Source organism: Thalassospira sp. ABL2_045 (genome assembly GCF_056161285.1).
The window spans coordinates 49,642-75,485 of record NZ_JBSWYV010000002.1; the positions used below are offsets into that span (position 1 = coordinate 49,642).

Sequence of the window (25,844 nt, forward strand, 5' to 3'; positions counted from 1 at the left end):
TAACGATCAGCAATCAAATACGCCCAAAAGAAAACGGCCCGGAACATGTCCGGGCCGCTTGATCGATCACTGTTTCGGGCAACCCCGCAAAACAGGTCAGTCTTTTTTCGCCTTCGGCGGCATCTGAACACGCAGATGCAGTTCCTTGAGCTGCTTGTCTTCGACTTCTGCCGGGGCATTCATCATCAGATCCTGTGCCTGCTGGTTCAGCGGGAAGGCAATGACTTCGCGAATGTTCGGCTCGTCGGCCAGCAGCATGACGATACGGTCAACACCCGGGGCCGAACCACCGTGCGGCGGGGCGCCGAATTTGAACGCGTTAAGCATACCGCCAAACTGTTCTTCGACCACGTCCTTGCCGTAACCGGCAATTTCGAACGCACGATACATGATGTCCGGGCGATGGTTACGAATGGCACCGGACGACAGCTCGATACCGTTACAAACGATGTCATACTGCCACGCCTTGATATCAAGCGGGTCCATGTTTTCGAGCGCTTCAAGGCCGCCCTGCGGCATCGAGAACGGGTTGTGGCTGAATTCGATCTTGCCGTCGTCATCTTCCTCATACATCGGGAAATCAACGATCCAGCAGAACTTGAACATGCCTTCTTCGCGCAGTTCCAGCTCGTCACAAACCTTGTCACGGACCTTACCGGCGAACTTGGCAGCTGCCAGTTCCTTGTCACAGGCAAAGAACACCGCATCGCCATCGGCAACGCCGGTGATTTCCTTGATCTGTGCGATACGTTCAGAGTCAAGGTTCTTGGCAATCGGGCCTTTTGCTTCGCCGTCTTCACCGTAAACGATGTAACCAAGACCCGCCGCACCTTCATCACGCGCCCAGTTATTCAGCTTGTCAAAGAAGCTGCGCGGGCGCGATGCGGCACCGGTTGCCGGGATCGCACGAACCACCGAACCCTTTTCGATGTTGGATGCAAAGATACCAAAGCTCGACCCACGGAACGGCTCGGTCACGTCCGAGATGATCAGCGGGTTACGCAGATCCGGCTTGTCGGACCCGTATTTCGCCATCGACTCATCGAACGGAATGCGCGGGAACGGATACGGGGTCACATCACGACCACCGCCGAACTCGACAAAGATGTCATGCAGGACCGGCTCGATCGACGCAAACACGTCTTCCTGCGTGGCAAAGGCCATCTCGAAGTCGAGCTGATAAAACTCACCCGGCGAACGGTCGGCACGGGCGTCTTCATCACGGAAGCACGGTGCGATCTGGAAATATTTGTCAAAGCCCGAAACCATCAGCAGCTGTTTGAACTGCTGCGGTGCCTGCGGCAGGGCATAGAACTGACCCGGATGCATGCGCGACGGCACCAGGAAGTCACGCGCCCCTTCCGGCGAGCTCGCCGTCAGGATCGGCGTCTGGATTTCCAGGAAGCCCTGTGCGGTCATTTTCTGGCGCATGGCCGAAATGACCTGGGAACGCAGAACGATGTTCGAATGCACGCTTTCACGGCGCAGGTCGAGATAACGGTGACGCAGGCGAACTTCCTCGCCATATTCGACATCGCCAAAGACCGGCATCGGCAGAACTTCGGCCGACGACTGAACTTCGATGTTCGATGCGTAAACTTCGATCTCGCCGGTCGGCAAGTTCGGGTTGATGGTCTCGGCCGTACGTTTGACAACCTTGCCATCGACCGTGATCACGCTTTCGGCGCGCGCTTTATCAAGCGTCTCGAACAGCGGGCTCGAAATGTCGATCACGACCTGGGTGATGCCGTAATGGTCGCGCAAGTCTACGAACAGAAGGTTGCCGTGGTCACGTTTACGGTGAATCCAGCCAGACAGGCGAACTTCCGCGTCGGCGTCAGTCGCGCGCAGCGCATTACAATTGTGTGAGCGAAAAGGATGCATTGTCATTCCAGGTTGCTTTATTTCTTGGGCCGCAAATTTGGCCGCAAAGGTGCATGCCAGACCCGCGCTGTCAAACAAAAAACGCACCACAGCATGCCCACCACGGTACTATCCGCAGTGCTTATGCGTGATGTTTCCCGCCCAACGGACGCGGTATCTCAAAATTTCAGCGGTATAAAACGCGCACAGGCCGCCTTCGTCAAGTGCCAGTAATGCAGATCAGTCAACGCAGATCAGCAAATCATTTGGCGATTGGTTCCGGACCGATCTTGATCGCCTGCAGGTCCTTGACCTTGATGAAATCGATCAGGCGGCCGGTTCCGGGCGCAATTCCCCCCCAATGATCGACATCGAATTCGAAATGCGCCAGACCACAGGTCGGATATTTGCGCGCCATGACGTCGAAGGCCTTTGCATTCCCCCCGCCATAAAGCGACTGGGCGAACACCTCGATCCCGGGATTGTGGCCGACCACCATCACATGCTTCGCGTCTTCGTGGGTATGATGCAGGTTTTCAAGCAACACCCGCTCGCTCGCCATATAAAGGTCTTCGTGATAGATCACATCCGCATCGGTGGCGAAATCGCGCCCCAAAAGGCCAAGGGTCTGAACCGCACGCGCTGCTGTTGAACACCAGATCAGATCGGGCACCAGTTCATGCTGGCGCAAATAGCGCCCCATGAATGGGGCTGCCTTTTCCCCGCGCCGGTTCAGTTCGCGGTCATGGTCGGCGCGACCCGGGTCCGCCCAGCTTGATTTGGCATGCCGAAGCAATAGCAGCGTTTTCATGTCTTCGTCTGTTTGGCAGTCGCGAATAATGATCAAACGGTGTTCTTGCATGCCATATCGCGGGCCGGGATGCCATCAGAAAAACTGACATATAAATTTAAGAAAATTGCACCCACCCAAGCAGTTATCCTATACTTCATTTGCAACCGGGAACTGTCGCATAAATTCAAAGACGGTCCCTCAATCCGCAGGAGGCATAGCGTGACACACGCCGCTGCAGTTCAATCAAGCGCGATCACCATTGATTCGGAAAGCCGCTTCATTAACCGCGAATTATCGTGGCTGGCATTCAACAATCGCGTTCTTGAAGAAGCCCAGAACAAGGGCCACCCGCTGCTTGAAAGACTTCGCTTCCTGTCGATTTCGGCCAGCAACCTTGATGAATTTTACATGGTGCGCGTCGCCGGCCTGGTCGGTCAGGTCCGTGCAGGCATGACCAAGGTCAGCCAGGATGGCATGAGCCCGTCCGAACAGCTGCGCGCCATTACCTTTGATGCCAACCAGTTGATGCAGGATCAGCAACGCGTCTGGCGCCAGCTCAGCAGCGAGATGGAAAAACAGGGCATCTCGGTCATCGACAAGACCGACCTGACCCAGACGGACCGCAAATGGCTTGATGGCTATTTCATGCGCGAAATCTTCCCGACGCTGACCCCGCTTGCCATTGATCCGTCGCATCCCTTCCCGTTCATTCCGAACCTTGGCTTTGCCATCGTCATGCAGCTGTTTGATCCGGCGGACGGGCACAATATGCGCGGGCTGATCCCGGTACCGCAAAAAATCGGCCGCTTCCTGCGCCTGCCGGGCCGGACTGAACGTTATTTGCCGGTCGAACAGGCAATCCTGCTGTATCTCGGCAAACTGTTCCCGGGGTTCGATATGATCGAGCACGGTTTCTTCCGCGTCATTCGTGACTCGGATGTGGAAATCGAAGAAGAAGCCGAAGATCTGGTACGTGTTTTCAAAACCGCGCTCAAACGTCGCCGTCGCGGCAGCATCATCCGCCTCAAGGTCAATGCGGCGATGCCCGAAGACATGCTTGATTTCGTCATTGATGAACTTGATGTCGCGCTTGAAGAAGTCGTCAAGGTTGATGGCCTGCTTGGCGTGGTCGATGTCAAACAGCTGATCGATTCCGATCTGCATCATGACCTTCTGTTTTCGCCCTATGCCGCGCGCTATCCGGAACGCGTGCGTGACTTTGGCGGCGATTGCTTCGCCGCGATCAGTAAAAAGGATCTGGTTGTTCATCACCCGTTCGAAGATTTCGATGTGGTGGTCCAGTTCCTTTTGCAGGCTGCCCGCGACCCGGATGTGGTCACCATCAAACAGACGCTTTATCGCACCTCGGAAAACAGCCCGATCGTCAAGGCCCTGATCGCCGCGGCCGAGGCGGGTAAATCCGTCACTGCCATGGTCGAGCTCAAGGCCCGCTTTGACGAAGAAGCCAACCTGCGCTGGGCGGCTGATCTGGAACGTGCCGGATGTCAGGTGGTTTATGGCTTCCTGGATTGGAAAACCCACGCCAAGATCTCGCTGGTGGTCCGCCGTGAAACCCACGGCCTTAAGACCTATACCCACTTCGGGACGGGCAACTATCACCCGATCACCGCGAAGTTCTATACCGATATCTCGTTCTTCTCGTGCGATCCGGCATTGGGGCGTGATGCGGCCAATATCTTTAACTTCATGACCGGCTATGCCACGCCGCGCTCGCTTGAAAAAATCGCCATCGCGCCGCATACCCTGCGCCCGACGCTTCTCACCCACATCGATCAGGAAATCGAAAACTGCAAGGCCGGCAAGCCATCTGGCATCTGGGCCAAGATGAACAGTCTGGTCGATCCGGTGGTGATTGATGCGCTTTATCGCGCCAGCCAGGCCGGTGTGCACATTGAACTCGTCGTGCGGGGTATTTGTTGCCTGCGTCCGGGTGTACCGGGGCTTTCGGAAAACATTCGCGTTAAATCGATTGTCGGACGCTTCCTTGAACATTCGCGCATTGTCGTCTTTGCCAACGGGGCAAAGCTTCCCTCGCGCAAGGCCAAGGCGTTTATTTCCTCGGCCGACTGGATGCCACGCAACCTGAACCGCCGTGTTGAAACGCTGGTGCCGGTTGAAAACCCGACCTGTCAGCAACAGATTGTTGAACAGATCATGATTGCCAACCTCAAGGATAACGCACAGGCATGGCATCTGCAGGCCGACGGTTCGTACGAACGTTGCGAGGCAGATGAAAAAGCATTCTCATCGCACAAATATTTCATGACCAATCCGTCGCTTTCGGGCCGCGGAAGTGCGCTGGATCAAGCCGACCCGAATGTTCCCGTGCTAGAGCTTGATGACTAGATAGGGTTAGGACCTATTAATTTGATTAGAATGGCAGAGCTTATATTTGTGAAATACAAGGAAAAGCCCGCTGAGCGGGTCGGCATCCCGCGCAAGGGATTTGACGCAGGAGTTCGCAAATATAAGCTCTGTCCTTCGGATCGCTCAGATTTGCACGGCCTACTTTGTCGCAAAACCTTGAAAGATATCTATCTGCCTGCGGTTTAGCTCCGCGTATCCGCACAAATCTGAGCGACCATTCAAACCAAATTAGTAGGTCCTAACCCTACAGACGACCAACAGGTGCCAACACCCTATGCTGACTGACCAACGGGCTTCCAACCGCATCGCGATCATAGATGTTGGCTCCAACTCTGTGCGGCTTGTCATTTTTGATGGCATGACCCGCGCGCCCATGCCGATCTTCAATGAAAAGGTCATGTGCGGCCTTGGCCGTGACCCCGACAATACCGGCAAGCTCAATCCCGAGGGGGTCGAGCTTGCCGTTGTCGCCATGCAGCGCTTTGCCACCCTGCTGCGCGCCATGAAGGTCACCCATGTCGATGTACTGGCCACCGCGGCTGTGCGCGCCGCCACCGACGGCAAGGAATTCTGTGACCGCGTCACCACCGAAACCGGCTTGACCGTCAAGGTCATTGACGGTCTTGAAGAAGCCCGCCTGTCGGCCCTTGGCATCATTTCAGGGGATCCGCTGGCATCGGGCATCATGGGTGATATCGGGGGTGGTTCGCTCGAACTGGTCCTGCTTGACAAGGGCGAGATCAAAAAACGCGTCAGCCTGCCGCTCGGTGCAATGCGCCTGCATACGGTGTTTGGCTCCGACCGCAGTCGCCTGACGGCTGAAATCAACAAGCATCTTGATACGGTCGATTGGCTTTCAGATGCCAAGGGGCAGCAACTTTATGCCGTTGGCGGGTCCTGGCGCTCGATCGCCAAGCTGTTCATTGCCCAGGAAAACTATCCGATTTCGGTGGTTCACAACCTTGCCATGCCGCAATCGGAAATGGCTGAACTGACCCACATCATCTCGCAGCAAAGCCGGGTGTCGCTTGAAAAGATCGGTGGTGTCTCCAAACGCCGTATCGACAGCCTGCCGCATGCATCACTTGTCATGAACATGTTGATGAAGCGTATGCAACCAAACGAGGTGGTCTTTTCCGGCCATGGGCTGCGCGAAGGCTGGATGTATGAAGTTCTGCCCGAAGATCTGCGTCAACGCGACCCGGTGCTCGAAGCCTGCTTCAGCTTTGCCGAAGACGGCGAACGCTTCCATCAGCACGGCGAAGAAGTTGCGCAATGGTGCGCGCCGATCTTCGCCGACCTGCCGGTCAATATCGAACGCCTGCGACTGGCAGCCTGCATCATCGGTGATATCGGCTGGAACGAACATCCCGATTACCGCGCGGTACAAAGCTATCACCGCATTTTGCGCCACCCCTATATTGATCTGAACCATCATGACCGGGTGTTCCTCGCCTACACCATCGGCTCGCGCTATGCCGGCAACTTCAAGGGTGACGAGGCCATTGATCGCATCCTCAGCGATGAGGATCGCCTGACCGGGCGCCTGTTTGGCCATGCCATTCGTCTGGGCCATACGCTTTCAGGCGGGGTCGAGGGCATATTGCCGCAAACGAAACTGCTGCTCGAAGACGGTAAGCTCGTCTTGCAGTTTGAAAAGAAGGCCAGCACGCTGTACGGCGAAGTCGTCGAACAGCGTTTTTCCAAACTGGCCAAGCTGATGAACCGAGAAAGTGAAGTCCGCCTCGCCGGATAAGCCCCAAAAGACACACACTCAAAACGCGCATTTCGTTGACGAAACACACCAAAACCGGCAGGATTACGGCCCCTTTGCTGAAAAGGAGTGCCTTTTCATGACGGACACACAGCAGCCCTCCGATCACACCCCGCCAGACATCGTAACCACACTGGCGCACATGCCCTTTCAAAGCCTGTGTCAGGCAATCATCACCCTCCCCGACAGCGACGAAGACATCGAAAAGCTCCGCACCGCTGCAGGCGATGAAGAAAGGTCACGCATAGACCTGCTGATCGCACTCAGAAGTACCCGACTGGGCGAGATCGCCCCGCTCTTTGCCACCGCCGATGACGATCCGGGCAACACCACCCTCCGCTCAACCGATGTCCCCGACACCATGCTCTCACTGCTAACTGCGCTCAACGCAGTCAAAGGCCCGCAATGAAACCACTCGATACCCAAGCCACCCTGCACCTGCGCTGCGGCTCCGACATTCGTGATGGCCTGAAGGCAGCCGGCTTTATGGGCGATTTTCTCGAATTTTCCGATCCGTTCTGTCAGGGCCCGGTGCCCGATCTGCCGCGGGGGACCTTCATTGAAACCCGCGCAGGTTTCATCGCCGGGTCTTATGACATGGCAAAGAACGCGATCCTTGAACGGTTACGGGGTGAATATGATGCTCTGGATCGGCTGGGGGATTATGATCATGTCGTGCTCTGGTTCGAACATGACAGCTACGATCAGTTGATTCTCGCCTTCCTGATGGATGCCATCGCAACCACACGGCCCGAAACAAGTATCGAGGTCATCTCGGTCGACCACGCCCCGGACTCCGAAGGCCTTGATCGCTTCATCGGCGTCGGACAGCTCTCCACCGATGGCCTGATCTGGTGCTGGGAAAATCACCGCATGCCGTTAACCGACGATATGCTGACTTTCGGTCGCAAGGTCTGGGATGCGCTCCGCGCAACCGACCCGACTGACCTGATGGCACTCGCAGGAACCCAAAATGCGCCCCTGCCCCACATGCCAGCCGCCCTCAAACGCCACCTCGCCGAACTGCCCGACCCGCAAACGGGCCTGAGCCTGACACAGAAACTGACCCTGCAAATCATCACCGATCACGGCCCGCTTCCGGTTGGTAAGGTCTTCGGCCACCTGACACGAACCTACGATCCGCTGCCCTATCTCGGCGATCTGATGTTCTGGCGCGAACTCGAATGGATGATGGACACCAAGGCCCCTCTCTTCACCGTCTCCCCAACCAGCCCCCAAACCAACTGGGCTGAGCGCATCCTCACCCTCACCGAGGCCGGACAAGAAACACACGCCGGCAACCGCAATTTCCTTGAAACTTTCACCGGCACCCGCTGGGTCGGGGGGATCCGCATCCATCCTTCGCATGCAGCATGATGCCCAAGGATGGAAAGCTGCCACAGTCTGACCGTGCAAAGCAGCGATTATTTTCCCTGTGGCGGCAATCTCTGATTGGACATTGCACCCGGATTGAATATGTTCTGCCCCACGGGGATATGGACATTCTGCAGGGAACCTAAATGGCGGCGAGAACGACAGTTATCACGATCACCCATAATGGGGGGCTCGTCATTGGCGGGCTGTTGAAATCGCTTCCTGCCGATCTGCCATTGATCGTTGTCGACAATGCGTCTCAGGATGACACGCTTGATATTGTTGCCAAGCTCCGCCCTGACGCAAAAGTCATCCGCAATAACGAAGGTCTGGGCTATGGCGCTGCCGCCAGTCAGGGGCTTGGCGCTGTCGAAACTGAGTTCGCCCTGCTTGCCAACCCGGACTCCCTGATGACCGAGGATGCGGTAAACGCACTTGTCGAGGCCGCTGATCAATATCCCGAAGCCGCAATGTTCGGCCCGCTGCATAGAGATGGCGACGGCAAGATTGAACCCAGCCATGATGTTGAACTCTGGAAGCGCGGCGGCTTTGGCAAACTGGCCTACCACTGTGTTCCCGAAGGGGCACTTTGCGTCGAATTCCTCTCGGGTGCGGTCAATCTTGTACGCATGGATGTGATGAAACAGGTCGGTTTCTATGACCCGGAAATCTATCTGTATTACGAAGATGACGACATGTGTACGCGCCTTCGCCGCGCAGGACACGGCCTGATCCTTGTTGCAGACTCTGTGGTGACACACCTGAATGGCGGATCGGTTCGTCCCAACCGGGCATATTACTGGGAAAAGTTCTGGAACATCGCTTGGTCCAGAATATACTTTGAACGCAAATACAAAGGCCGTCTCGCTGGAAGCTGCCTTGGCCTCAAATGCGCGTTGCGGTTTGCAGGAAAGGCCCTTTTGTACGGTCTGACCTTCAAACGGACGAAAGGCTGGCGCGATCTGGCAAGGTCGGCGGGATCTCTGGCGGCTGTCCTCGGTGTAAGGGCCTCGAAACTACCGCGCTCGGCGAAACACTAGGTCGGTGGCATCAAAACCTGAATGAGTGGATATCTTTTCAAATGAAGGCAGTAATTCTTGCAGGCGGATATGGCAGCCGGTTGAGCGAAGAGACCTCGGTTAAGCCAAAGCCGATGGTAGAAATCGGTGGCAAGCCGATCCTTTGGCACCTGATGAAGATTTACTCAGCCCATGGCGTCAATGAATTCGTGATCTGCCTTGGCTACAAGGGCTATGTGATCAAGGAATATTTCGCCAACTACTTCCTCCATCACGCCGACGTCACCATCGATATGGCGACCAATCAGCTTGAATATCACAATGCCAATGCCGAGCCGTGGAAAGTCACCCTGGTTGATACCGGTCTGAACAGCATGACCGGCGGGCGCATCAAACGGGTTGGGGACTATCTTGATGACAATGAACCGTTCTGCCTGACCTATGGCGACGGGGTCGGCGATATCGACATCACCGCCAGCATTGATTTCCACAAAAAACAGGGCCGCAAGGCAACCATGACTGTGGTCTCCCCTCCGGGCCGTTTTGGCGCAACTGTTCTGGAAGGCAATCAAGTCTCTGCTTTTCAGGAAAAGCCGCTTGGCGATGGCGCGCGCATCAATGCCGGCTTCTTTGTCTGCGAAAAGTCCGTCCTGAACGAAATCGCTGAAGACAAAACCGTTTGGGAAGCTGAACCGCTGCGCAATCTGTCTGATCAGGGCGAGCTTTCTGCATGGCGTCATGATGGCTTCTGGCAGCCAATGGATACCCTGCGCGAGAAGCAGATGCTTGAGAACCTCTGGACAGAGGGCAAAGCCCCCTGGAAGGTCTGGTAACTGTCATGCGTCCCAGCGAAAACCTGAGATCATTCTGGTCAGGCAAACGTGTTCTTCTAACCGGTCACACTGGTTTCAAGGGAAGTTGGGCGGCCTGCTGGCTGATGCAAATGGGCGCTGAGGTCCATGGCTTTGCACTGTCACCGGAAACTGATCCAAACCTGCATGATCTTCTCGACCTCGACTACGCATCGGAAACCATTGCCGACTTGCGTGATCGCGCTGACATTGCCGCTACTGTAAAACAGGTCCAACCCGAACTTGTTCTGCACATGGCGGCTCAGCCGCTTGTGCGGCGCGGATACCGTGAACCGGTCGAGACCATGGCAACCAACATTATGGGCACTGCCCATCTTCTGGATGCGCTGCGCGATAGTCCTGGCCTCAAGGGCGCTCTGGTGGTTACCAGCGACAAGGCCTATGACAATGACAGCTACGATCAGGCGCATGGCGAAATTGTCTTTAGCGAGGGTGACGCACTCGGTGGCCGCGATCCCTACAGCGCGTCAAAAGGCTGTCAGGAAATCGTCGCACGCAGTTTTGGCCAAAGCTATTTCCGCGCAGCAAACATCCCGGTGGTCACAGCACGCGCAGGTAACGTGGTCGGCGGTGGTGACTGGTCCGAAGACCGCCTGATGACAGATATCATTCGTGCCGTTTCCAACGGTGAAGCGGTCGAACTGCGTAATCCCGGCACCACACGCCCCTGGCAGCATGTCATTGAGCCGGTTTCCGGATATTTGATGTATCTGCAGGCTGCGGTTGAGAGCAAAACGGCTGTCAGCGCACTTAATTTTGGTCCGCATGAATCGCATACTGTTGGTCATGTAACCAATCTGATGCTGGATGCCTGGGGATCGAAAGCGGGCATCGCGCAGCAGGACAATACCGGGGGCAGCAAGGAAGCACTCACGCTTGCCTTGGATTCAGCTCTTGCCACCAAAACCCTGTCATGGGAACCGCGGCTTGAACTGCCGACCTGTGTGGAATGGATTGTCGCATGGCACAAGGCACACCTTGATGGCCGCAAAATGCGCGACGTGACCGAGGCCCAAATTGCCTCGTTTGAGAAGATGATGGATACGAAATGACAACGCCAACCTGCCGCGCCTGCGGAACCGAACTGAAACACACGCTTGTTGATCTGGGCCTGAGCGCGCTTGCCAACTCCTATGTGCCGCTGGATCAAGCGGATCAAAAAGATCCGCGTTACCCTCTCCATGCACGCGTCTGTGAGAACTGCTTCCTGGTGCAGGTCGATGATGTTGTCCCGCCATCGGACATCTTCAGTCACTATGCTTATTTCTCAAGCTACTCGTCCAGCTGGGTCGAACATGCACGCAAGTATTGCGAAACAGCTACGGAACGTCTTGACCTCGGCAAAGACTCCTTCGTCGTCGAAGTCGCGTCTAACGACGGTTATCTGCTGCAGCATTTTGTAGGCAAGTCGATCCCGGTCCTGGGTGTCGAACCGGCGGCGAATGTCGCTGAAGAAGCCGAGAAAAAAGGCGTCAGAAACCTGGTTGCCTTCTTCGGTAAGGAAACGGCGCAAAAGGTCGTTGCCGAACATGGTCACGCAAACCTGACCGCCGCAAACAACGTTCTGGCCCATGTGCCCGACATCAACGATTTCGTTTCGGGCTTTGCCACGGTTCTGGCTGATGACGGGGTTTCCACCTTTGAATTCCCGCATCTTCTGAACCTTCTGGAAAAAACCCAGTTCGATACGATCTATCACGAACACTTCTCCTACCTCTCGCTTTACGCGGTCGAGAAATGTTTCGAAAGCAATGGCCTTAAGGTCTTTGATGTTGAGGAAATTCCGACCCATGGCGGCAGCTTGCGCGTTTGGGCCCAGAAAACCACTGGTACGCGTCCCGAAACGGACCGCCTCAAGGCCCTTCGTGCCAAGGAAGCCGATGCCGGCATTGCAACTCTTGCCTGCTACGAAGGCTTTGACGCCAAGTGCCGCAAGATCCGTGACGACCTGCTGGCTTTCCTCAAAGCCGCCAAGGCAGAAGGCAAAACTGTTGCTGGCTACGGTGCCGCAGCCAAGGGCAATACGCTTCTGAACTACTGCGACATTGGCGCCGATCTGATCGATTTCGTGGTCGATGCCAACCCGCACAAGCAAAACACGCTTCTGCCCGGAAGCCATATCCCGGTCCATGCGCCCGATCACCTCAAGGTCGCCAAACCGGACTATGTCCTGATCCTGCCGTGGAACCTGTCGACCGAGATCATGAAAAGCATGTCGCACGTCAGTGACTGGGGCGGACAATTCATGGTCGCAATTCCCAAGGTCGAAGTGATCGGATGAAGTTTATCCCGACAGATATCAAGGGCGTCGACCTGATCGAGCTTGAAAAGCACAGCGATGATCGCGGCTTTTTGGCACGCTCCTTCTGCAAGGAAGAACTCGCCGCCAACGGCCATGACTTCGAGATCGATCAGGCCAATCTGTCGTTCAATCATCACGCAGGCACACTGCGCGGCATGCATTATCAGGCGGCACCTGTCGGCGACCCCAAAATCGTGCGCTGCATTTCCGGTGCGATCTTTGATGCGGTCATTGATCTTCGCCCGGACTCACCGACCTATTGCAAATGGTTGGGTGCCGAACTGTCAGCCGCCAACCGCAACTCCCTGATCATTCCCGCAGGCTGCGCCCATGGCTTCCTGACGCTAGAGCCCGATACCGAGGTACTTTACCTGATGGGTGCACCGTTCGTCCCAGACCTTGCATCGGGCGTGCGTTGGGATGATCCTGCCTTTGGCATTGAATGGCCGAACACGCCTGCCATCATCAACGACCGCGATGCCAACTATCCTGACTACGAGCCATCGAAATGAAGGTTCTCGTTACCGGTGCCAATGGCCTGATCGGCCCCTATGCCTGCCAAAGACTCGCTGCTGCAGGCCACGATGTCATTACCTGCGGACGATCTACCCCAAAGGCGAACGACCTGCCCGGACAGCACATCTCGGGCGATCTTCTCAATGCCGACTTTCGCAAACATCTGATCGAAAGCGAGCGCCCGGAAGGCCTGCTCCATCTGGCTTGGCAGACCAAGCACGGTCATTTTTGGAATGCCTCGGATAACCCCGACTGGCGGGATGCCAGCATTGATCTTCTCGATCGTTTTCACGATCAGGGCGGTAAACGCGCCGTCCTTGCCGGAAGCTGTGCCGAATATGACTGGCAGGGCATTGCGCCGGGTCAAAAACTGACCGAGGACGCAACCTGCAAACCCCACATGCTCTATGGCCAGGAAAAACTCAAACTCGCCCAGCATTGTCTGGAGCTAAACAGCCAGGGCGCATCCATCGCCTGGGGGCGCCTCTTCTTGCTGTGCGGCCCCAAAGAGGCTCCTGCCCGCTTCGTGCCCGCCATCACCCGTGCCCTTCTGGCCGGTGAAACCGCCAAAATGAGTTCCGGCAAACAGATCCGCGATTTCATGCATGTCGCCGATGCCGGTGCGGCCTTCGCCGAGCTGATCGATCATCCCTTTACCGGCCTGATTAACATTGCGACCGGGAACGGCCACAGCCTGCTTGAAGTTGCCGAAACCATCAAAAGTCTGATTGGCCGCGGTACCATCGCCGCTGGCAGCATGCCAGACCGGCCGGATGACCCTCCTTATCTTGTCCCTGACACGTCACAGCTTATGCAAACGGTTGGGTTTCAACCAGAGTTTGACCTGAAGTCTGGACTTCAGAACTGCATTGAATGGTGGCGCACTCACCCAAGCTAATCTCGGCCTCTGACCGTCGCCCTACCCCATCCCACGCGACACGCGGAAAATTTCGCCTCTTAGCCACTTATGCGCCGCATTGGCGGCGTTTCGCACATGCCAGTACTGGGCAAAGCCGTATTCCGGGAAATCGAATGGCAGATCAAACTCGCCAAAGCCCTGCATCATGGAACCCCTCAGGCGCGATGGCAGGGTGGCGATGATATTCGTACCCCGGATCAGGTTGGCAACGCTGGCAAAGGTTGGCACCTGCAGCGCTGTGCGTCTGGATCGGCCAAGGCCGCGCAGGATGTCATCAATTTCCGAACTGTCATTGGCGCCGATCATCACGCGTGCATGGCTGGCCGCACAGTAACGATCCAGCGTATCGGGCAAAACGTCATGAAATGCCGGATCGTAGAAGCAGCGCATATGTTCGCGAAAAAGTCCCTGCCTGGCAATATCCCCATGCTTTCCAGAGGACTCGATACTGATCGCATGATCAATCGTGCCGTCGCGCAACCATTTGACAATCCGGTCCTCCCCCGTCACCGGAAGGACCTTGAGCCGGATATCGGCCGCGCAATTTTGCACTCGCTTCATCAGTGCGGGCAGGATCACCGCCACTTCATAATCGTTGGTCCCGATCACAAAGCTCGCTGAATGGTCGGCATTATTCGGATCAAACGCCACCACACGGGTCAGGCTTCGTATGCCCTGCAGAAGCATGCGCACCTGCGGGGCGATTTCATCGGCATGCGCCGTTGGCGCGATCGACCGCCCCGATCGCACAAACAACGGATCGCCAATAATCTGGCGCAACCGGTCCAGCCCGTGACTGACGGTCGGCTGCCCGACATCAAGGCGGTGCGCTGCTGCCGTCACTGATCCCTCGTCATAAATCGTCAGGAACAACCGCAACAGGCGATAATCAAGATCCAATTCATCGATATTCATACATATGTAATATCACATCCATCGAATTGATCATATGCATTCTTTGGCCCAGATTTCTCCCATGAACAGGCAACGCCTGCCCCCTTTATCGGAGAAACTGACATGACCATCTTGATCACTGGCGCAACCGGCCAACTTGGAATGCTGGTTGTTAAGCATCTGCTGGATCGCATTCCGGCAAGCGACATTGCCGTAAGTGTCCGAAGCCCCGAAAAAGCTGCGGATCAGAGTGCCAAGGGCATTGATGTTCGCAAAGGCGATTTTAATGACTTTGCCCTGATGACCAAGGCCTTCGCAGGTATCGACACCGCACTCATCATCTCGGCTGAGGATGACAACGCAACCCGCATCAAACAGCACCGCACCGCCGTTGATGCCGCCACAGCCGCAGGCGTCAAACACATTGTCTATACCGGCATTGTCGACCCAAAAGCCGATGCCGATTTCACCTATTCGGCCATTCACCTTGATACCGAAAACCACATCCGCCAAACCGGCCTTGCCTACACGATCTTGCGCAACAGCTTCTATGCCGATCTGTTGCTGGCGGGTGTGCCGCACGCGCTTGAAACCGGCGATTACGGCGCACCGGCCGGGGATGGCAAAATCACCTATATCCCGCGCAATGACCTTGCAGAAGCAGCCGCCGTCGTGCTTGCCGACCCGGCCGATCATGTCAACAAGATCTATGACCTGACGGGCACCAAGGGTGTTACTCATAGCGAAATCGCTGGCTACATCGCGGATGCCACTGGCAAGCCGGTCAAATTCGTCGATCTCCCTGCCGAAGTCCATACCGGTATTCTCGGCAGCCTCGGCCTGCCCGGCCATCTCGTCGAAGCGCTGTCGGGGCTCTTTGTCGGCGCGAAAAAAGGCGACTATGAAACCGTCAGCAATGATTTCGAAACGCTGGTCGGGCGCAAGCCGCAATCGGTTGAAGACTTTATCGCGAAGGCGCTCAAATGATCGGTTCAAAACGCCATCTTCTGGCAGCCTTGCCGGTCGCCTTCCTCGTCCTCATGCCAACTCTTCATGCGGGTGAAATCGAGGATCGCAACACCGCCAATGCCATCGCCTTCTATGAAATGGTCTTTAACGACAAGGACGTCGAAGGCGCGATCACGCAATATATCGGTGACGAGTATATTCAGCATAACCCGGTCGCCCCGGACGGGATCGAAGGGTTCCGCGCCGCCATTTCCGGCTGGCTTGCCGCCGATCCGTCCATCCATGCCGAAATCGTGCGCACGGTCGCCCAAGACGATCTGGTCGTGCTTCACGTCCGATCCAACTCGGCGCAGGGTGAACGCGCTGTGATGGATATCTTCCGCTTTGATGATCAGGGCAAGGTTGTCGAACACTGGGATGTCGTCCAACCCGTCCCGGCTGAAATCCCCCACGACAACACAATGTTCTAAGCTCTCCCCGCGTCCCGAGACCTCAACGAAAAACAGCCGCCCGTTTGTTCGGGCGGCTGTTATCGTTTCGGCCTCAAGCTGCTGCCTGCCCCCCACAAAAAAGGGCCCCCAAAAGGGGCCCGGCAAGTTTTCAGGGAGGCATATTAGAACTGACGTTACGGCGCAAAGGTCAGCAGGGAGGAGACAAAAAGCACGGCGGTCGATGTGATCGAAAAGGCGATATATTTAATAATCATGTTCAGGGTCCTTTGCGGGGTGGCAGGCAAGACAGCACCGGGGACGTACCGCCTTGCCTGCCGGGTAGAACTTCTTTCCGCCGAACTTTCCTGTCCGTTGCCGGAACCGGAACATGGCGGGGTGATCTAAATCAGGATTACAATCCCAAGTCTGACAGCCCCGGATGATCATCCGGACGGCGGCCAAGCGGCCAGCGGAAGAGACGCTCTTGCTCGGTAATCGGCTTGTCATTGATTTGTGCGAAGCGATGGCGCATCAGCCCGTCTTCATCAAATTCCCAGTTCTCGTTGCCATAGGCACGGAACCAGTTGCCGCTGTCATCGCGATATTCATAGGCAAAGCGCACAGCAATGCGGTTTTCATGAAACGCCCAAAGTTCCTTGATCAGGCGATACTCGATTTCCCTCCCCCATTTGCGGGTCAGGAATTCAACAATGTTTTCACGGCCTTCAAACATTTCGGTCCGGTTGCGCCAACGGCTGTCGGGCGTATAGGCAAGCGACACCTTTTCAGGATCGCGGCTGTTCCAGCCATCCTCGGCCATGCGGACCTTTTGTTTGGCGGTTTCGACGTTAAAGGGTGGAAGCGGTGGCCGTGACATCAATCTTGTCCTTTGGTCTGTGGTCAATAAAAGGGACCCCGGTCGGCTCGGAGCAACATGCGGAGGGGGGGGGACAGCCGACCGGGGAAGTGCCGGAAGTTCGCCCTGCCCTTAAGCGGCAGAGGCATTCACCACCGGAAAGTCAATCGGGGTATCAAAGGCTTCGTTGAGATAATTGGTGAGCGTATTGAGTGCGACATGCGCCACGATCTCGACCAGTTCGGCCTCGCTATAGCCGGCAAGCTTGGCGGTACTGACATCGGCCTCGGACACCTGGCCACGGTTTTTCACCAAAGCGACGGCAAAGCGCACAGCTGCATCGGCTTTCTGATCGGTGGAAGCGCCATTACGGTTTGCCGCGATCTCGGCGTCATCAAGCTTGGCGAGGTTCTTACCCAGATAGGTGTGGGCCGAAAGGCAATAGTCACAGCCATTGATCTGTGCCACCGCAAGGGCGATGCGTTCGCGGGTTTGCGGATCAAGCGCGCCCTTTGACAGTGCACCATTCAAACCAAGATAGCCTTCAAGGGCTGCCGGGCTATTTGCGGTCAGACGAAACAGGTTCGGAACCGAACCAAGCATCTTGTTCACGCCCTCAAGAAGCGGCTGGGAAGCCTCCGGGGCGGCATCGATCGAAGCAGGCAGAGAAATGCGGGTCATTGAAACTCTCCTTAACAAGTTCGGGTTGATCAGCGTTGAAAGCATATATACAGACAGGTCTGTCTACTTGTCAAACATAATTTTAAAACGACCGTTCTGCTATCTGAAAGGCTTGCTATTCTGCGGCTTTCCCGCCAAAAGAATACAGACCGGTCTGACTATTGGAGTGAAGAAAGTTGAAATCTAAACGCGACGTGCTTGTCGAAACCGCCCTTAGGCTTTTCTATACGCAGGGCTTTAATGCCACCGGAATCGACAAAATTCTGGCCGAGTCCGGCGTCGCCAAAATGACGATGTACAAGCACTTCAAATCCAAGGACGAACTGATCCTGGCCGCCCTCACCCGTCGTGATGAAACGTTCCGCGACTGGCTGACATCGGAAATGCAAAAGGCTTCCACCAACCCGCGCGATCAGTTGCTGGCAATGTTTGATGCGCTCGAAGACTGGTTCCATGGCCGTGCATTCAAGGGCATGGGCTTTTCGGGCTGTGCGTTTATCAACGCATCAAGCGAGTTCGCCAAGCTTGACCACCCCGCCCACAAGATCGCCGCCGAACACAAAACCTGCGTGCTTAACCATATCGAGGGTCTCTGTGAAAAGGCGGGTGCCGCCAACCCGAAACAACTCGCAGAAGAACTGGCGTTGCTCAAGGAAGGCGCGATTGTCACCGCCCAGGTGCGTGGCATGCCCGAATCGGCAAAGATTGCCAAGACCATGGCAACCGCGCTTTTGGATGCCGCCCTGCCCAGCTAACAGCGGCCACTTAGCGCCCAAAAACAAAAACGGGGCCATCCGGCCCCGTTTTTTGTTCGTCACAGCGAAATCGGATCAGCGATCAAGCTCGACAAAAACCACTTCGCCGTCTTTAAGCTTGAGCCCAAGCTGACCGTGCTTGAGACGCAGGGCATATTGCCCGAAAAGATCCCGGCGCCAGCCGCGCATGGCCGGAACGTCGGCATTGTCATCCGCCGCGATGTTCTGAAGATCATCACTGGATGCCACCAGACGCTGGGCAACGCCCTTTTCCTCGGCACAGAGTTTGAGCAGGACTTTAAGCAACTCCACCGTCGGGCCGATCCCGGCCGGCAGTTCGATGCGTTGCTTGGGCTTTGGCCACTGATCCTGCGGGCTATCAAGGGCGGCCTTGATGGCTTCGATAATCGCCTGGCCGGGTTTTGAAGAGCCAAAGTTGCGACCAACCCCGCGCGTTTTATCAAGATCCTTGTCCGTCATCGGCTGACGGGCGGCGATATCAAGCAAGGTATCATCACGCAAAATCCGGTTGCGCGGCAGGTTCTTGCGCTGCGCTTCGGTTTCACGCCATTCGCCAAGTGCCCGCGCCACGGCGAGGAATTTCGGGCTGTTGGACCGGGTTTTAAGCCGCTTCCACGCGTCCGCCGGATCAATCGAATAGATCGACGGATCGGTCAGGCGTTCCATTTCCTCAAACAGCCAAACAGCACGGCCATTGGCTTCAAGGCGTTCGTGGAAGGCCTCATAGATCACACGCAAATGCGTCACATCCGACAGTGCGTAACTGATCTGCTTGGTTGAAAGTGGACGGCGCGACCAATCGGTAAAGCGCATTGATTTATCAATGCTTTTGCGCGCCACCTTGTTGACCAGCGTCTCATAGCCGACCTGATCGCCATAGCCCAGCACCATTGCCGCCACCTGGGTATCAAACACCGGATGGGGCACCTTGCCCGACAGATGGACGAAAATCTCGATATCCTGACGGGCGGCGTGAAAGACCTTCACGACGTCCTCGTCCTGCATAAGCTCGAACAGCGGCGTCAGATCAATGCCCTCGGCCAGCGGATCGACCGCGGCCCCGTTATCGGACGGCTCCGGACTTGCCAGCTGCACCAGACACAGTTGCGGCCAATAGGTCGAGTCCCGCATGAATTCGGTATCGACAGTGACATATTCGAACGTGCGCAATCTTTCACACAGATTGCGAAGTTCTTCTGTAGTTGTAATCGGTTCCATGTCGATTGCTATAGCATTGCGCAGCACAATCCGCCAGTGGCTTCGATGCAGAGCAGGTCTTCACCCGCGTTACGCCGCCAAACGCCACATCACATTGGCTGCTGAGAGACTAAATAATCTCGTCCTCATCCAGAAGCGGATCGGATTGCAGGTGGGTTTCAATGGCATCCATGCGTTCCTGCACCTCGGATGGTCGCTTGATCAGGGCAACATGAAACAGCGCATCCCCCTGATTGACGATCGGCAGGTTGGTGCGCCCGATGATCAACCCATCTTCGCGCGCCACGATATCCTCGTCACGTTGCCCGAACGGGTCGGAAACCGCCGCCACCACGTCGCCCTCATGGACAAAATCACCTGCCAGCTTGAAGGTCCGCAAAATGCCGCCTGCCGGTGCGCGCAGCCAATGGCTGTTCGATGATTTGAACGATGGCACACGCGGCTCACGCACGGTGCGTTGGGATGTCATGCCAAGCTTGCGCATCACGCGCAAAACGCCCGAAACACCGGCCCGGATCGACATTTCATCAAATCGAAGCCCCTCGCCCGCTTCATAAAGCAGGATCGGAACGCCAAGTTCACGCGCCGCTTCACGCAGCGATCCATCGCGCAACGGGCTGGTCAGAATGATTGGCGCGCCAAAGGCCTCGGCATAATTCATGATTTCCGGATCATCTTCATTGGCCCGGATTTGCGGCAGATTCACCCGATTGACCGCCGCAGTATGCAGATCAATGCCAAAGTCCGACCGCTCGACAATTTCACTTAGGAAAAGATGGGCAAGTTGGCCTGCAAGCGATCCGCGCGAATGGCCCGGAAAGGACCGGTTCAAATCACGCCGGTCAGGCAGATAGCGCGTATGGTTTAAAAACCCGAACGCATTGACGACCGGAACGGCCAGCAACGTTCCACGCATGCCGCGCAAGGCGGGCGACTTCAAGACACGCCGGATGACCTCCACCCCGACAATCTCGTCGCCATGGACCGCTCCGCTGACGAAAATGACCGGTCCCGGGCGTTTGCCATGCACGACACTGACCGTCAGATTGACCGGCGTGTGGTTCGATAAAAGCGAAATCGGGATATCGACAAGCTGGCGTGTGCCCGGTGCAACCTTTTGCCCCCCAATTTCAAAATCAGGGGTCTTGGGGGTTTTGGCCGCTTTCGCGCCCTTGCTTTTCCCCCGGGGTGATCCGGTCTCGCTCATGTTCTTGTTCCTTGCCCTTATCCCTTGCCTTTGGTCCGCACCTTACCGGGTTTGAAATCCTTTTCCATGAAATCAATGATCATGCCGGCAATGTCCTTGCCAGTTGCCACCTCGATCCCTTCAAGACCCGGGGATGAATTGACCTCCATCACCACCGGCCCGTGGTTGGACCGCAGAATGTCAACACCGCAAACATTGAGCCCCATGGCCTTGGCCGCTTCAACCGCGGTCGCGCGTTCCTGTGGCGTTATGCGGATGGATCGTGATGAGCCACCGCGATGGATATTGGACCGGAAATCGCCCTCCGCCCCTTTGCGTTCCATGCTCGCAACCACCTTGCCACCAATCACAAAGCAACGGATGTCGCTATTGCCGGCTTCCTTGATGAATTCCTGCACCATGATGGCAACATTGGCCCCACGGAACGCCTCGATCACGGATTTCGCGGATTTCTCGGTCTCGCCCAGAACCACGCCGATGCCCTGTGTGCCTTCCAGCAGCTTGATCACCACCGGCGCCCCGCCAACGATGGACAGAACCTCGTCAGTCTTTTTCGGATCATGGGCAAACGCGGTTACCGGCAGGCCGATGCCACGGCGCGCCAAAATCTGCAAAGAGCGCAGCTTGTCGCGTGACCGGCCAATGGCAACCGATTCATTGATCGGATAAACCCCCATCATTTCGAACTGGCGCAACACCGCCAAACCGAACTGGGTCACCGACACGCCGATACGCGGGATCACCGCGTCATAGCCGGTCAGCTTCGATCCGCCGTAATAGATTTCCGGTTTCAGCGAGGTAATGTTCATCGATACGCGCAGCGTATTGATGATGTCGAGCTCATGCCCGCGATCCTCGGCCGCCTCGACCAACCGTTTGTGGGAGTAAAGATTGGGATTGCGTGCAAGCATCGCGATTTTCATGAGATGTCCCCCTTGGTCGGCATAAAACGGTGCGCGTCCGGTATCATACCGGCTGCGGGCGAATGCGAAATTGTCAGAAAGTAAAACGGCCCCATCCGTTATTTGTTCCGGTTTTCGGGCTGTTCTTCTGCGCGTCTATCGCTGTTCGGGCTTCCCTGCAAGATAAGATTTTGATGGCAGCACCAAAAATCTTCCTGCTTTCATCGCCGTGCGGCCCAAAAGCATGGGAAAGCCCATGATGGAGCGGTTTGCCAGCGACACTTCAACTTTCAATTTGTGATGCCCGACCAGGATATGGGTCGATATCACAAACCGTTCTTCGGCACTTCCGTTCGACGAGCGAATCTCGCGAAGCTCGACCAACGGGGCCAGACAATCAATCTGGCCATGCCCGTCTCCTGGATAGTGCGGCAGGGTAAACGCAACAAAATCGCGCCCGTCACGTTCAATCTGTCTGGGATTGATCGCATGCAATGACGATGTCCGCGCCCCCGTATCCACCTTAGCCTTGATCACAGGCACGTCAAGGTCGGGAAGTCCGATCCATTCCCGCCAGCCCAGAACATGCCCATCGGCAATCAGCGATGCGGTCTGGGTCTTGAGCGACGGTTTTGCTTTTGCGCGTTGCGGGCTCACATGCAGCTTCCAATTATTGAACGCAATTTGTCAGGTGGGACTGATCATACCCGGTAACAACCTGATTGGCTTACAAAATTTGCAAGCCACCCTGCCAAGTTCAAGCTGACAGTTCTTCCATCACACTACGCACCAGCGGCAAGGTCACTGCCCGCTTTTCCGCAAGGGCCCGGCGGTCAATCGCGGTGACAAGTTCGGAAAGTGCGGCAAAGGATCGCTCGATCCTTGGCAGGACATAACTGATGATTTGCGGGCTGGCCGGGATTTGCCGGTCGGCAAACAGTTTGATCAAAAGCCCGACAATCAGGTCATCATCAGGCGGGGAAATCTCGCACACCAATGCCGCACCGAGCCGGGATCGCAAATCGGGCAGCGTGATCTGCCAGCGCGATGGCGGCTGGCTTGCGGTCAAAAGCAAATGGCCGCTGCGTTCCTTGAGCATATTGTAAAGATGGAAACAGACCGTCTCATCAAGCCCGTCTCCCCCGACCTGATCGGCATCCTCGATCACAAGCCCGGTCGCATCGCCAAGGACCGCATCGGCATCCCGACCAGCAAGGTCAGATGCCGCGATCTGAAGCGCGCCAGACCGTGCCCGCCAAACTTCCGCCAGATGACTTTTCCCGCACCCCTTCGGCCCATAAAGGCACAAGGCCGGGGCGGGCCATTTCGGCCATTGGTCGATCCATGCCACGGCTTCGCTGTTGCACTCGGCCACCATGAAATCATCACGCCCAAGTGCCGGGCGCATTTCAAGCGCCAGGGGCAATTGCTGTGGATCGTTATCTTTGTCCGGCTTGTCCGGTTTGGAAGTCACCCGGGTCACACTAAACTCAACTTGCAGGTCTCGACATTTTACCGGCTTTCGGAATCCGCACCGGCATTGCTGCCGGCATCCGGTCCGTGATCATAAAGCCTGCTATCGAGATACTGCCTTAAACCATAACGTACAAGCACGCCGATGACAGCGGCCACCGGCACGGCCAGCATAACCCCCAAAAGGCCGAAGACCGCCCCCCCGGCAAGCAGGGCAAACATCACCCACACCGCATGCAAACCGACCTTGTCGCCAACCAGCTTAGGGGTCAGGAAATTGCCCTCAAGCACCTGACCGATCAAAAACACAATCGCCACCAAACCAAGATCAAGCCCAAAGCCGAACTGTGCCACCGCAACGCCCATGCCCACCGCAAAGCCGGCAATCATCCCGAAATAGGGCACAAAGGACACCAAGCCGGTCATAAGCCCAATGACAAAACCAAACTCAAGCCCGACCAGCGTCAAACCAAGCCCGTAAAACAGACCGAGCAAAATACACACGGTCGCCTGCCCGCGCACAAAGCCTGCCAGCGTTTCATCAATCTCGCTGACACATTGGCGGATGTCCTTGGCAGATCGGCGTGGCAGGTAACTGTCGACCTTGGCAACAATCTTGTCCCAGTCGCGCAGCAGGTAAAACGACACCACCGGCGTAATGAACAGCAAGCTCAGGAAGTTCAAAAGCGCCAAGCCGCCGGACAAAACATTGCTCAGCAGATTGCCCACCCATTTAAGGGCATTGGCACTCTGTCCCTTGATCGCGTCCGATACACTTTGCAGCGTCTCGGGGGCCACCCGGTCGAGGATGTTTTGCAGATACGGCGCGACATTGGTGCGCAACGCATCAACATAGCCCGGGAACCGTTCAAGAAAGCCCGCAAGCTGGCTTCCGATCATCGGCACCACAAGCAACATCACCAGAATGAAAACAAGGAAGAACAACACCGTGATGATGCTGGTCGCAACCACCCGGCTGGCGCCGCGTGCTTCAAGCTTATCGGCCAACGGATCAAGGAAATAGGCAATCGCCATCCCGGCGACAAACGGCAGAAGGATGCTTGAAAACAGCCAGATCAGGAAAAAGAATCCGACGACAAAGATCAGCCAGAAACGCGCTTGCTGCCGTAAAGTCATCCTCGGGTCCCCCTGTTACCCCTCCCCGCCGTCAAACGGGCTTAACTGCCAAGTGACAATCCCTCAAGACGGTCCGATCCGCTCGGCTGGATGAACCAAAGTTCTCCCATCCGGCCAAGATTAAGGTTCTGCTGGCTCAGCGCTGTCTGAAGTTGACTGGTCGAGCCGACATAATCAAGTGACAGCTGCACTTCGCGCTTGGACATCGCGATCACGCGTGAATTGCGCACCACCGGCAGCCCGATCAGCTTTTTCTCGATCCCGGCCCAGTCACCAAGACCGGTAATCGGGATAAACACCATCAGGTTGCCACCCGTGCTGTAATTGATCAGGTTGGCCCGTTTCCAGCCATCGGCAAGCTGGTCCTGCACCGATTTCGCCGCACGCACCAGCGTTTCGTTCAATGTCTCGTCAGGCAGGGTCTTTTCCTGCACGCCAAAGATCTGCGGCGCGCCGTTCGGATCATAACGTGTCACGGAAACATCCACGGTCTCGCCGCCCTCCGGCCCGGTCACCTCGGCACTGGCGACAACAGCCACATCCGCGCCATAGCGCTTGGCAAGCTGGGCTAGCCGTTCCATCGACCCACCTTCGGCCTGCTCGGCGGAAACCGTGCTGATATCGGTCAGATCACCAATCGGCGCCTTGATCGGGACAAGTCCCGAAGTCGCGATATTGCGTGACCACACTTCGCGCCACGGATTGGGATCATCCCACAGGCTGACATAATTATTGCTGCGATAGACCGGCACGATCATCACCGGTTTGGATTGCAGCTCGGCAAAGGAAATATCACGGAAGCGCAGGAACCGACGCAGTTCATCATCCTTGAACCGCACGGTCATGTCCGCGATATAGCGCACCGACGATGTCTTTTCGTTCGACACCCCGAAATCACGCACCATGTTCGTGATCACCGATGTTTCCGGTGTCGCCAGTCCGGCACGATCTTCGGGCAGGGTCAAACGGGCAACCACTTCTTCAAACGCCTTGCGCTGACCGATTTCAAGCGCCTGTTCGCGTGCGGCCGCGGCCGTTTCGGCGCGCTCGTCAACATGAACACCGGTAACGGTGAAAATGTCCTGGGCTGCTGCCGGAAAGGCCATAATGGCGGCAACGGTCGCCGCGCCAGCCCACATCCTGATATTTTTCAATGAAGTAAGCACGTATGCCTCTTTGCCCTAATCGTGTCTTGGTTAATGCTCTTTGTGGCATGTCGAACGCATTCTGCAAAGAAAACTCTGTCATGCGCAGGTGATCATTGCATATTGCCCGCGTTTGAGTATTTTCGGCCCAGCGGAAATTATCAAGCCCGCGTTTTTTATCAGCAGGATCGTGCTTGTCCTCTATATCTGATTAAAGGCGTCAGTAAGGCGGATTGGTCAAACAGCAGGCTCACCCCTGCGACCCGGACCGCAAAAAGCCCGGCATACGGCGCCTGACATGGATACCTGTTGATGAAAAACGCGGGCCACCGCCA

Annotated in this window: 25 protein-coding genes; 13 read left to right on the forward strand and 12 right to left on the reverse strand. The window is 56.3% G+C overall.

The genetic code is table 11. The annotated features are described in order from the left end of the window. Nucleotides 1-96: 96 nt before the first annotated feature. Together aspS and ACXAIA_RS04330 are read right to left on the reverse strand one after the other, a co-directional pair. Nucleotides 97-1,884, reverse strand: a complete 1,788-nt coding sequence (aspS, locus tag ACXAIA_RS04325) for an aspartate--tRNA ligase (RefSeq protein ID WP_475348277.1) — start codon at nucleotides 1,882-1,884, stop codon at nucleotides 97-99. Nucleotides 1,885-2,125: 241 nt separating this feature from the next. Continuing rightward, nucleotides 2,126-2,674 carry a SixA phosphatase family protein gene (locus ACXAIA_RS04330; protein ID WP_475348278.1) on the reverse strand — a complete coding sequence of 183 codons (549 nt, stop codon included), beginning with the start codon at nucleotides 2,672-2,674 and terminating at the stop codon, nucleotides 2,126-2,128. Nucleotides 2,675-2,875: 201 nt separating this feature from the next. Here ACXAIA_RS04330 and ACXAIA_RS04335 point away from each other — a divergent pair, with 201 nt between their 5' ends. The 10 genes from ACXAIA_RS04335 (at nucleotide 2,876) to ACXAIA_RS04380 (ending at nucleotide 13,799) form a co-directional block, all read left to right on the forward strand. After that, nucleotides 2,876-5,023 carry an RNA degradosome polyphosphate kinase gene (locus ACXAIA_RS04335; protein WP_475348279.1) on the forward strand — a complete coding sequence of 716 codons (2,148 nt, stop codon included), beginning with the start codon at nucleotides 2,876-2,878 and terminating at the stop codon, nucleotides 5,021-5,023. 295 nt (nucleotides 5,024-5,318) lie between these two features. Further along, on the forward strand, nucleotides 5,319-6,800 hold the full coding sequence (ppx, locus tag ACXAIA_RS04340; RefSeq protein WP_475348280.1) for an exopolyphosphatase: 1,482 nt from the start codon (nucleotides 5,319-5,321) through the stop codon (nucleotides 6,798-6,800). Between the two features lie 97 nt (nucleotides 6,801-6,897). Further along, nucleotides 6,898-7,227, forward strand: a complete 330-nt coding sequence (locus ACXAIA_RS04345; protein WP_475348281.1) for a hypothetical protein — start codon at nucleotides 6,898-6,900, stop codon at nucleotides 7,225-7,227. Then, complete coding sequence (locus tag ACXAIA_RS04350; RefSeq protein ID WP_475348282.1) at nucleotides 7,224-8,195, forward strand: DUF1835 domain-containing protein; 972 nt, start codon at nucleotides 7,224-7,226, stop codon at nucleotides 8,193-8,195. Before ACXAIA_RS04345 ends, ACXAIA_RS04350 begins: the two co-directional genes overlap by 4 nt. Before the next feature lie 143 nt (nucleotides 8,196-8,338). Further along, entirely contained in the window at nucleotides 8,339-9,232 is an 894-nt protein-coding gene (locus tag ACXAIA_RS04355) for a glycosyltransferase family 2 protein (protein ID WP_475348283.1), read from the forward strand. A 41-nt stretch (nucleotides 9,233-9,273) separates the two neighbouring features. Beyond that, the gene (gene rfbF, locus ACXAIA_RS04360; protein WP_475348284.1) at nucleotides 9,274-10,044 is read left to right on the forward strand and encodes a glucose-1-phosphate cytidylyltransferase; all 771 of its coding nucleotides are present in this window, start codon (nucleotides 9,274-9,276) and stop codon (nucleotides 10,042-10,044) included. A gap of 5 nt (nucleotides 10,045-10,049) precedes the next feature. Continuing rightward, on the forward strand, nucleotides 10,050-11,135 hold the full coding sequence (gene rfbG / locus ACXAIA_RS04365) for a CDP-glucose 4,6-dehydratase (RefSeq protein ID WP_475348285.1): 1,086 nt from the start codon (nucleotides 10,050-10,052) through the stop codon (nucleotides 11,133-11,135). After that, nucleotides 11,132-12,364, forward strand: a complete 1,233-nt coding sequence (locus ACXAIA_RS04370) for a methyltransferase domain-containing protein (protein WP_475348286.1) — start codon at nucleotides 11,132-11,134, stop codon at nucleotides 12,362-12,364. Before rfbG ends, ACXAIA_RS04370 begins: the two co-directional genes overlap by 4 nt. Next, nucleotides 12,361-12,897 carry a dTDP-4-dehydrorhamnose 3,5-epimerase family protein gene (locus ACXAIA_RS04375; protein ID WP_475348287.1) on the forward strand — a complete coding sequence of 179 codons (537 nt, stop codon included), beginning with the start codon at nucleotides 12,361-12,363 and terminating at the stop codon, nucleotides 12,895-12,897. Before ACXAIA_RS04370 ends, ACXAIA_RS04375 begins: the two co-directional genes overlap by 4 nt. Next, the gene (locus ACXAIA_RS04380; protein WP_475348288.1) at nucleotides 12,894-13,799 is read left to right on the forward strand and encodes an NAD-dependent epimerase/dehydratase family protein; all 906 of its coding nucleotides are present in this window, start codon (nucleotides 12,894-12,896) and stop codon (nucleotides 13,797-13,799) included. The genes ACXAIA_RS04375 and ACXAIA_RS04380 overlap by 4 nt, the downstream gene beginning before the upstream one ends. Nucleotides 13,800-13,820: 21 nt before the next feature. On the opposite strand, the gene ACXAIA_RS04385 is transcribed toward ACXAIA_RS04380, so the two are convergent. Next, nucleotides 13,821-14,735, reverse strand: a complete 915-nt coding sequence (locus ACXAIA_RS04385; RefSeq protein WP_475348289.1) for a LysR family transcriptional regulator — start codon at nucleotides 14,733-14,735, stop codon at nucleotides 13,821-13,823. 102 nt (nucleotides 14,736-14,837) lie between these two features. Here ACXAIA_RS04385 and ACXAIA_RS04390 point away from each other — a divergent pair, with 102 nt between their 5' ends. Together ACXAIA_RS04390 and ACXAIA_RS04395 are read left to right on the forward strand one after the other, a co-directional pair. Continuing rightward, a complete protein-coding gene (locus tag ACXAIA_RS04390; RefSeq protein ID WP_475348290.1) occupies nucleotides 14,838-15,701 on the forward strand; it encodes an SDR family oxidoreductase in 864 nt (287 codons plus the stop codon). After that, on the forward strand, nucleotides 15,698-16,153 hold the full coding sequence (locus ACXAIA_RS04395) for a nuclear transport factor 2 family protein (RefSeq protein ID WP_475348291.1): 456 nt from the start codon (nucleotides 15,698-15,700) through the stop codon (nucleotides 16,151-16,153). The genes ACXAIA_RS04390 and ACXAIA_RS04395 overlap by 4 nt, the downstream gene beginning before the upstream one ends. Nucleotides 16,154-16,526: 373 nt before the next feature. On the opposite strand, the gene ACXAIA_RS04400 is transcribed toward ACXAIA_RS04395, so the two are convergent. Beyond that, the gene (locus ACXAIA_RS04400; protein WP_475348292.1) at nucleotides 16,527-16,991 is read right to left on the reverse strand and encodes a nuclear transport factor 2 family protein; all 465 of its coding nucleotides are present in this window, start codon (nucleotides 16,989-16,991) and stop codon (nucleotides 16,527-16,529) included. 111 nt (nucleotides 16,992-17,102) lie between these two features. Further along, entirely contained in the window at nucleotides 17,103-17,651 is a 549-nt protein-coding gene (locus tag ACXAIA_RS04405; RefSeq protein ID WP_475348293.1) for a carboxymuconolactone decarboxylase family protein, read from the reverse strand. A gap of 176 nt (nucleotides 17,652-17,827) precedes the next feature. On the opposite strand from ACXAIA_RS04405, the gene ACXAIA_RS04410 reads away from it, so the two are divergent. Further along, entirely contained in the window at nucleotides 17,828-18,406 is a 579-nt protein-coding gene (locus tag ACXAIA_RS04410) for a TetR/AcrR family transcriptional regulator (RefSeq protein ID WP_475348294.1), read from the forward strand. A 75-nt stretch (nucleotides 18,407-18,481) separates the two neighbouring features. Here the strand turns inward: ACXAIA_RS04410 and rnd are convergent, their stop codons facing one another. The 7 genes from rnd to ACXAIA_RS04445 all read right to left on the reverse strand — a co-directional run bounded on the left by rnd (nucleotide 18,482) and on the right by ACXAIA_RS04445 (nucleotide 25,530). Beyond that, nucleotides 18,482-19,645 carry a ribonuclease D gene (gene rnd / locus ACXAIA_RS04415; protein WP_475348295.1) on the reverse strand — a complete coding sequence of 388 codons (1,164 nt, stop codon included), beginning with the start codon at nucleotides 19,643-19,645 and terminating at the stop codon, nucleotides 18,482-18,484. 109 nt (nucleotides 19,646-19,754) lie between these two features. After that, a complete protein-coding gene (locus ACXAIA_RS04420) occupies nucleotides 19,755-20,852 on the reverse strand; it encodes a succinylglutamate desuccinylase/aspartoacylase family protein (protein ID WP_475348296.1) in 1,098 nt (365 codons plus the stop codon). Between the two features lie 17 nt (nucleotides 20,853-20,869). Further along, the gene (rimK, locus tag ACXAIA_RS04425) at nucleotides 20,870-21,775 is read right to left on the reverse strand and encodes a 30S ribosomal protein S6--L-glutamate ligase (protein ID WP_475346444.1); all 906 of its coding nucleotides are present in this window, start codon (nucleotides 21,773-21,775) and stop codon (nucleotides 20,870-20,872) included. Nucleotides 21,776-21,910: 135 nt separating this feature from the next. Next, nucleotides 21,911-22,411, reverse strand: a complete 501-nt coding sequence (locus ACXAIA_RS04430) for an ATP-dependent zinc protease family protein (RefSeq protein ID WP_475346445.1) — start codon at nucleotides 22,409-22,411, stop codon at nucleotides 21,911-21,913. 100 nt (nucleotides 22,412-22,511) lie between these two features. Next, nucleotides 22,512-23,237, reverse strand: coding sequence for an HdaA/DnaA family protein (locus ACXAIA_RS04435; RefSeq protein WP_475348297.1), 726 nt, complete (start codon nucleotides 23,235-23,237; stop codon nucleotides 22,512-22,514). A gap of 29 nt (nucleotides 23,238-23,266) precedes the next feature. Then, nucleotides 23,267-24,364 (reverse strand): AI-2E family transporter, encoded by a 1,098-nt coding sequence (locus ACXAIA_RS04440; RefSeq protein ID WP_475348298.1) that lies wholly within the window; start codon nucleotides 24,362-24,364, stop codon nucleotides 23,267-23,269. Between the two features lie 41 nt (nucleotides 24,365-24,405). Next, a complete protein-coding gene (locus ACXAIA_RS04445; RefSeq protein WP_475348299.1) occupies nucleotides 24,406-25,530 on the reverse strand; it encodes a DUF2066 domain-containing protein in 1,125 nt (374 codons plus the stop codon). Nucleotides 25,531-25,844: the final 314 nt, after the last annotated feature.

Excerpts from the sequence above, each read along its gene's own strand:
- ACXAIA_RS04345 (WP_475348281.1), top strand. The coding sequence starts at position 6,898 with ATGACGGACACACAGCAGCCCTCCGATCACACCCCGCCAGACATCGTA.
- ACXAIA_RS04355 (WP_475348283.1), top strand. The coding sequence starts at position 8,339 with ATGGCGGCGAGAACGACAGTTATCACGATCACCCATAATGGGGGGCTC.
- rnd (WP_475348295.1), bottom strand. The coding sequence starts at position 19,645 with ATGGAACCGATTACAACTACAGAAGAACTTCGCAATCTGTGTGAAAGA.
- aspS (WP_475348277.1), bottom strand. The coding sequence starts at position 1,884 with ATGCATCCTTTTCGCTCACACAATTGTAATGCGCTGCGCGCGACTGAC.
- rfbF (WP_475348284.1), top strand. The coding sequence starts at position 9,274 with ATGAAGGCAGTAATTCTTGCAGGCGGATATGGCAGCCGGTTGAGCGAA.
- ACXAIA_RS04395 (WP_475348291.1), top strand. The coding sequence starts at position 15,698 with ATGATCGGTTCAAAACGCCATCTTCTGGCAGCCTTGCCGGTCGCCTTC.
- ACXAIA_RS04385 (WP_475348289.1), bottom strand. The coding sequence starts at position 14,735 with ATGAATATCGATGAATTGGATCTTGATTATCGCCTGTTGCGGTTGTTC.
- ACXAIA_RS04370 (WP_475348286.1), top strand. The coding sequence starts at position 11,132 with ATGACAACGCCAACCTGCCGCGCCTGCGGAACCGAACTGAAACACACG.
- ACXAIA_RS04440 (WP_475348298.1), bottom strand. The coding sequence starts at position 24,364 with ATGACTTTACGGCAGCAAGCGCGTTTCTGGCTGATCTTTGTCGTCGGA.
- ACXAIA_RS04350 (WP_475348282.1), top strand. The coding sequence starts at position 7,224 with ATGAAACCACTCGATACCCAAGCCACCCTGCACCTGCGCTGCGGCTCC.
- ACXAIA_RS04330 (WP_475348278.1), bottom strand. The coding sequence starts at position 2,674 with ATGAAAACGCTGCTATTGCTTCGGCATGCCAAATCAAGCTGGGCGGAC.
- ACXAIA_RS04420 (WP_475348296.1), bottom strand. The coding sequence starts at position 20,852 with ATGAGCGAGACCGGATCACCCCGGGGGAAAAGCAAGGGCGCGAAAGCG.
- ACXAIA_RS04380 (WP_475348288.1), top strand. The coding sequence starts at position 12,894 with ATGAAGGTTCTCGTTACCGGTGCCAATGGCCTGATCGGCCCCTATGCC.
- ACXAIA_RS04400 (WP_475348292.1), bottom strand. The coding sequence starts at position 16,991 with ATGTCACGGCCACCGCTTCCACCCTTTAACGTCGAAACCGCCAAACAA.
- ACXAIA_RS04375 (WP_475348287.1), top strand. The coding sequence starts at position 12,361 with ATGAAGTTTATCCCGACAGATATCAAGGGCGTCGACCTGATCGAGCTT.
- ppx (WP_475348280.1), top strand. The coding sequence starts at position 5,319 with ATGCTGACTGACCAACGGGCTTCCAACCGCATCGCGATCATAGATGTT.
- ACXAIA_RS04405 (WP_475348293.1), bottom strand. The coding sequence starts at position 17,651 with ATGACCCGCATTTCTCTGCCTGCTTCGATCGATGCCGCCCCGGAGGCT.
- ACXAIA_RS04390 (WP_475348290.1), top strand. The coding sequence starts at position 14,838 with ATGACCATCTTGATCACTGGCGCAACCGGCCAACTTGGAATGCTGGTT.
- rfbG (WP_475348285.1), top strand. The coding sequence starts at position 10,050 with ATGCGTCCCAGCGAAAACCTGAGATCATTCTGGTCAGGCAAACGTGTT.
- rimK (WP_475346444.1), bottom strand. The coding sequence starts at position 21,775 with ATGAAAATCGCGATGCTTGCACGCAATCCCAATCTTTACTCCCACAAA.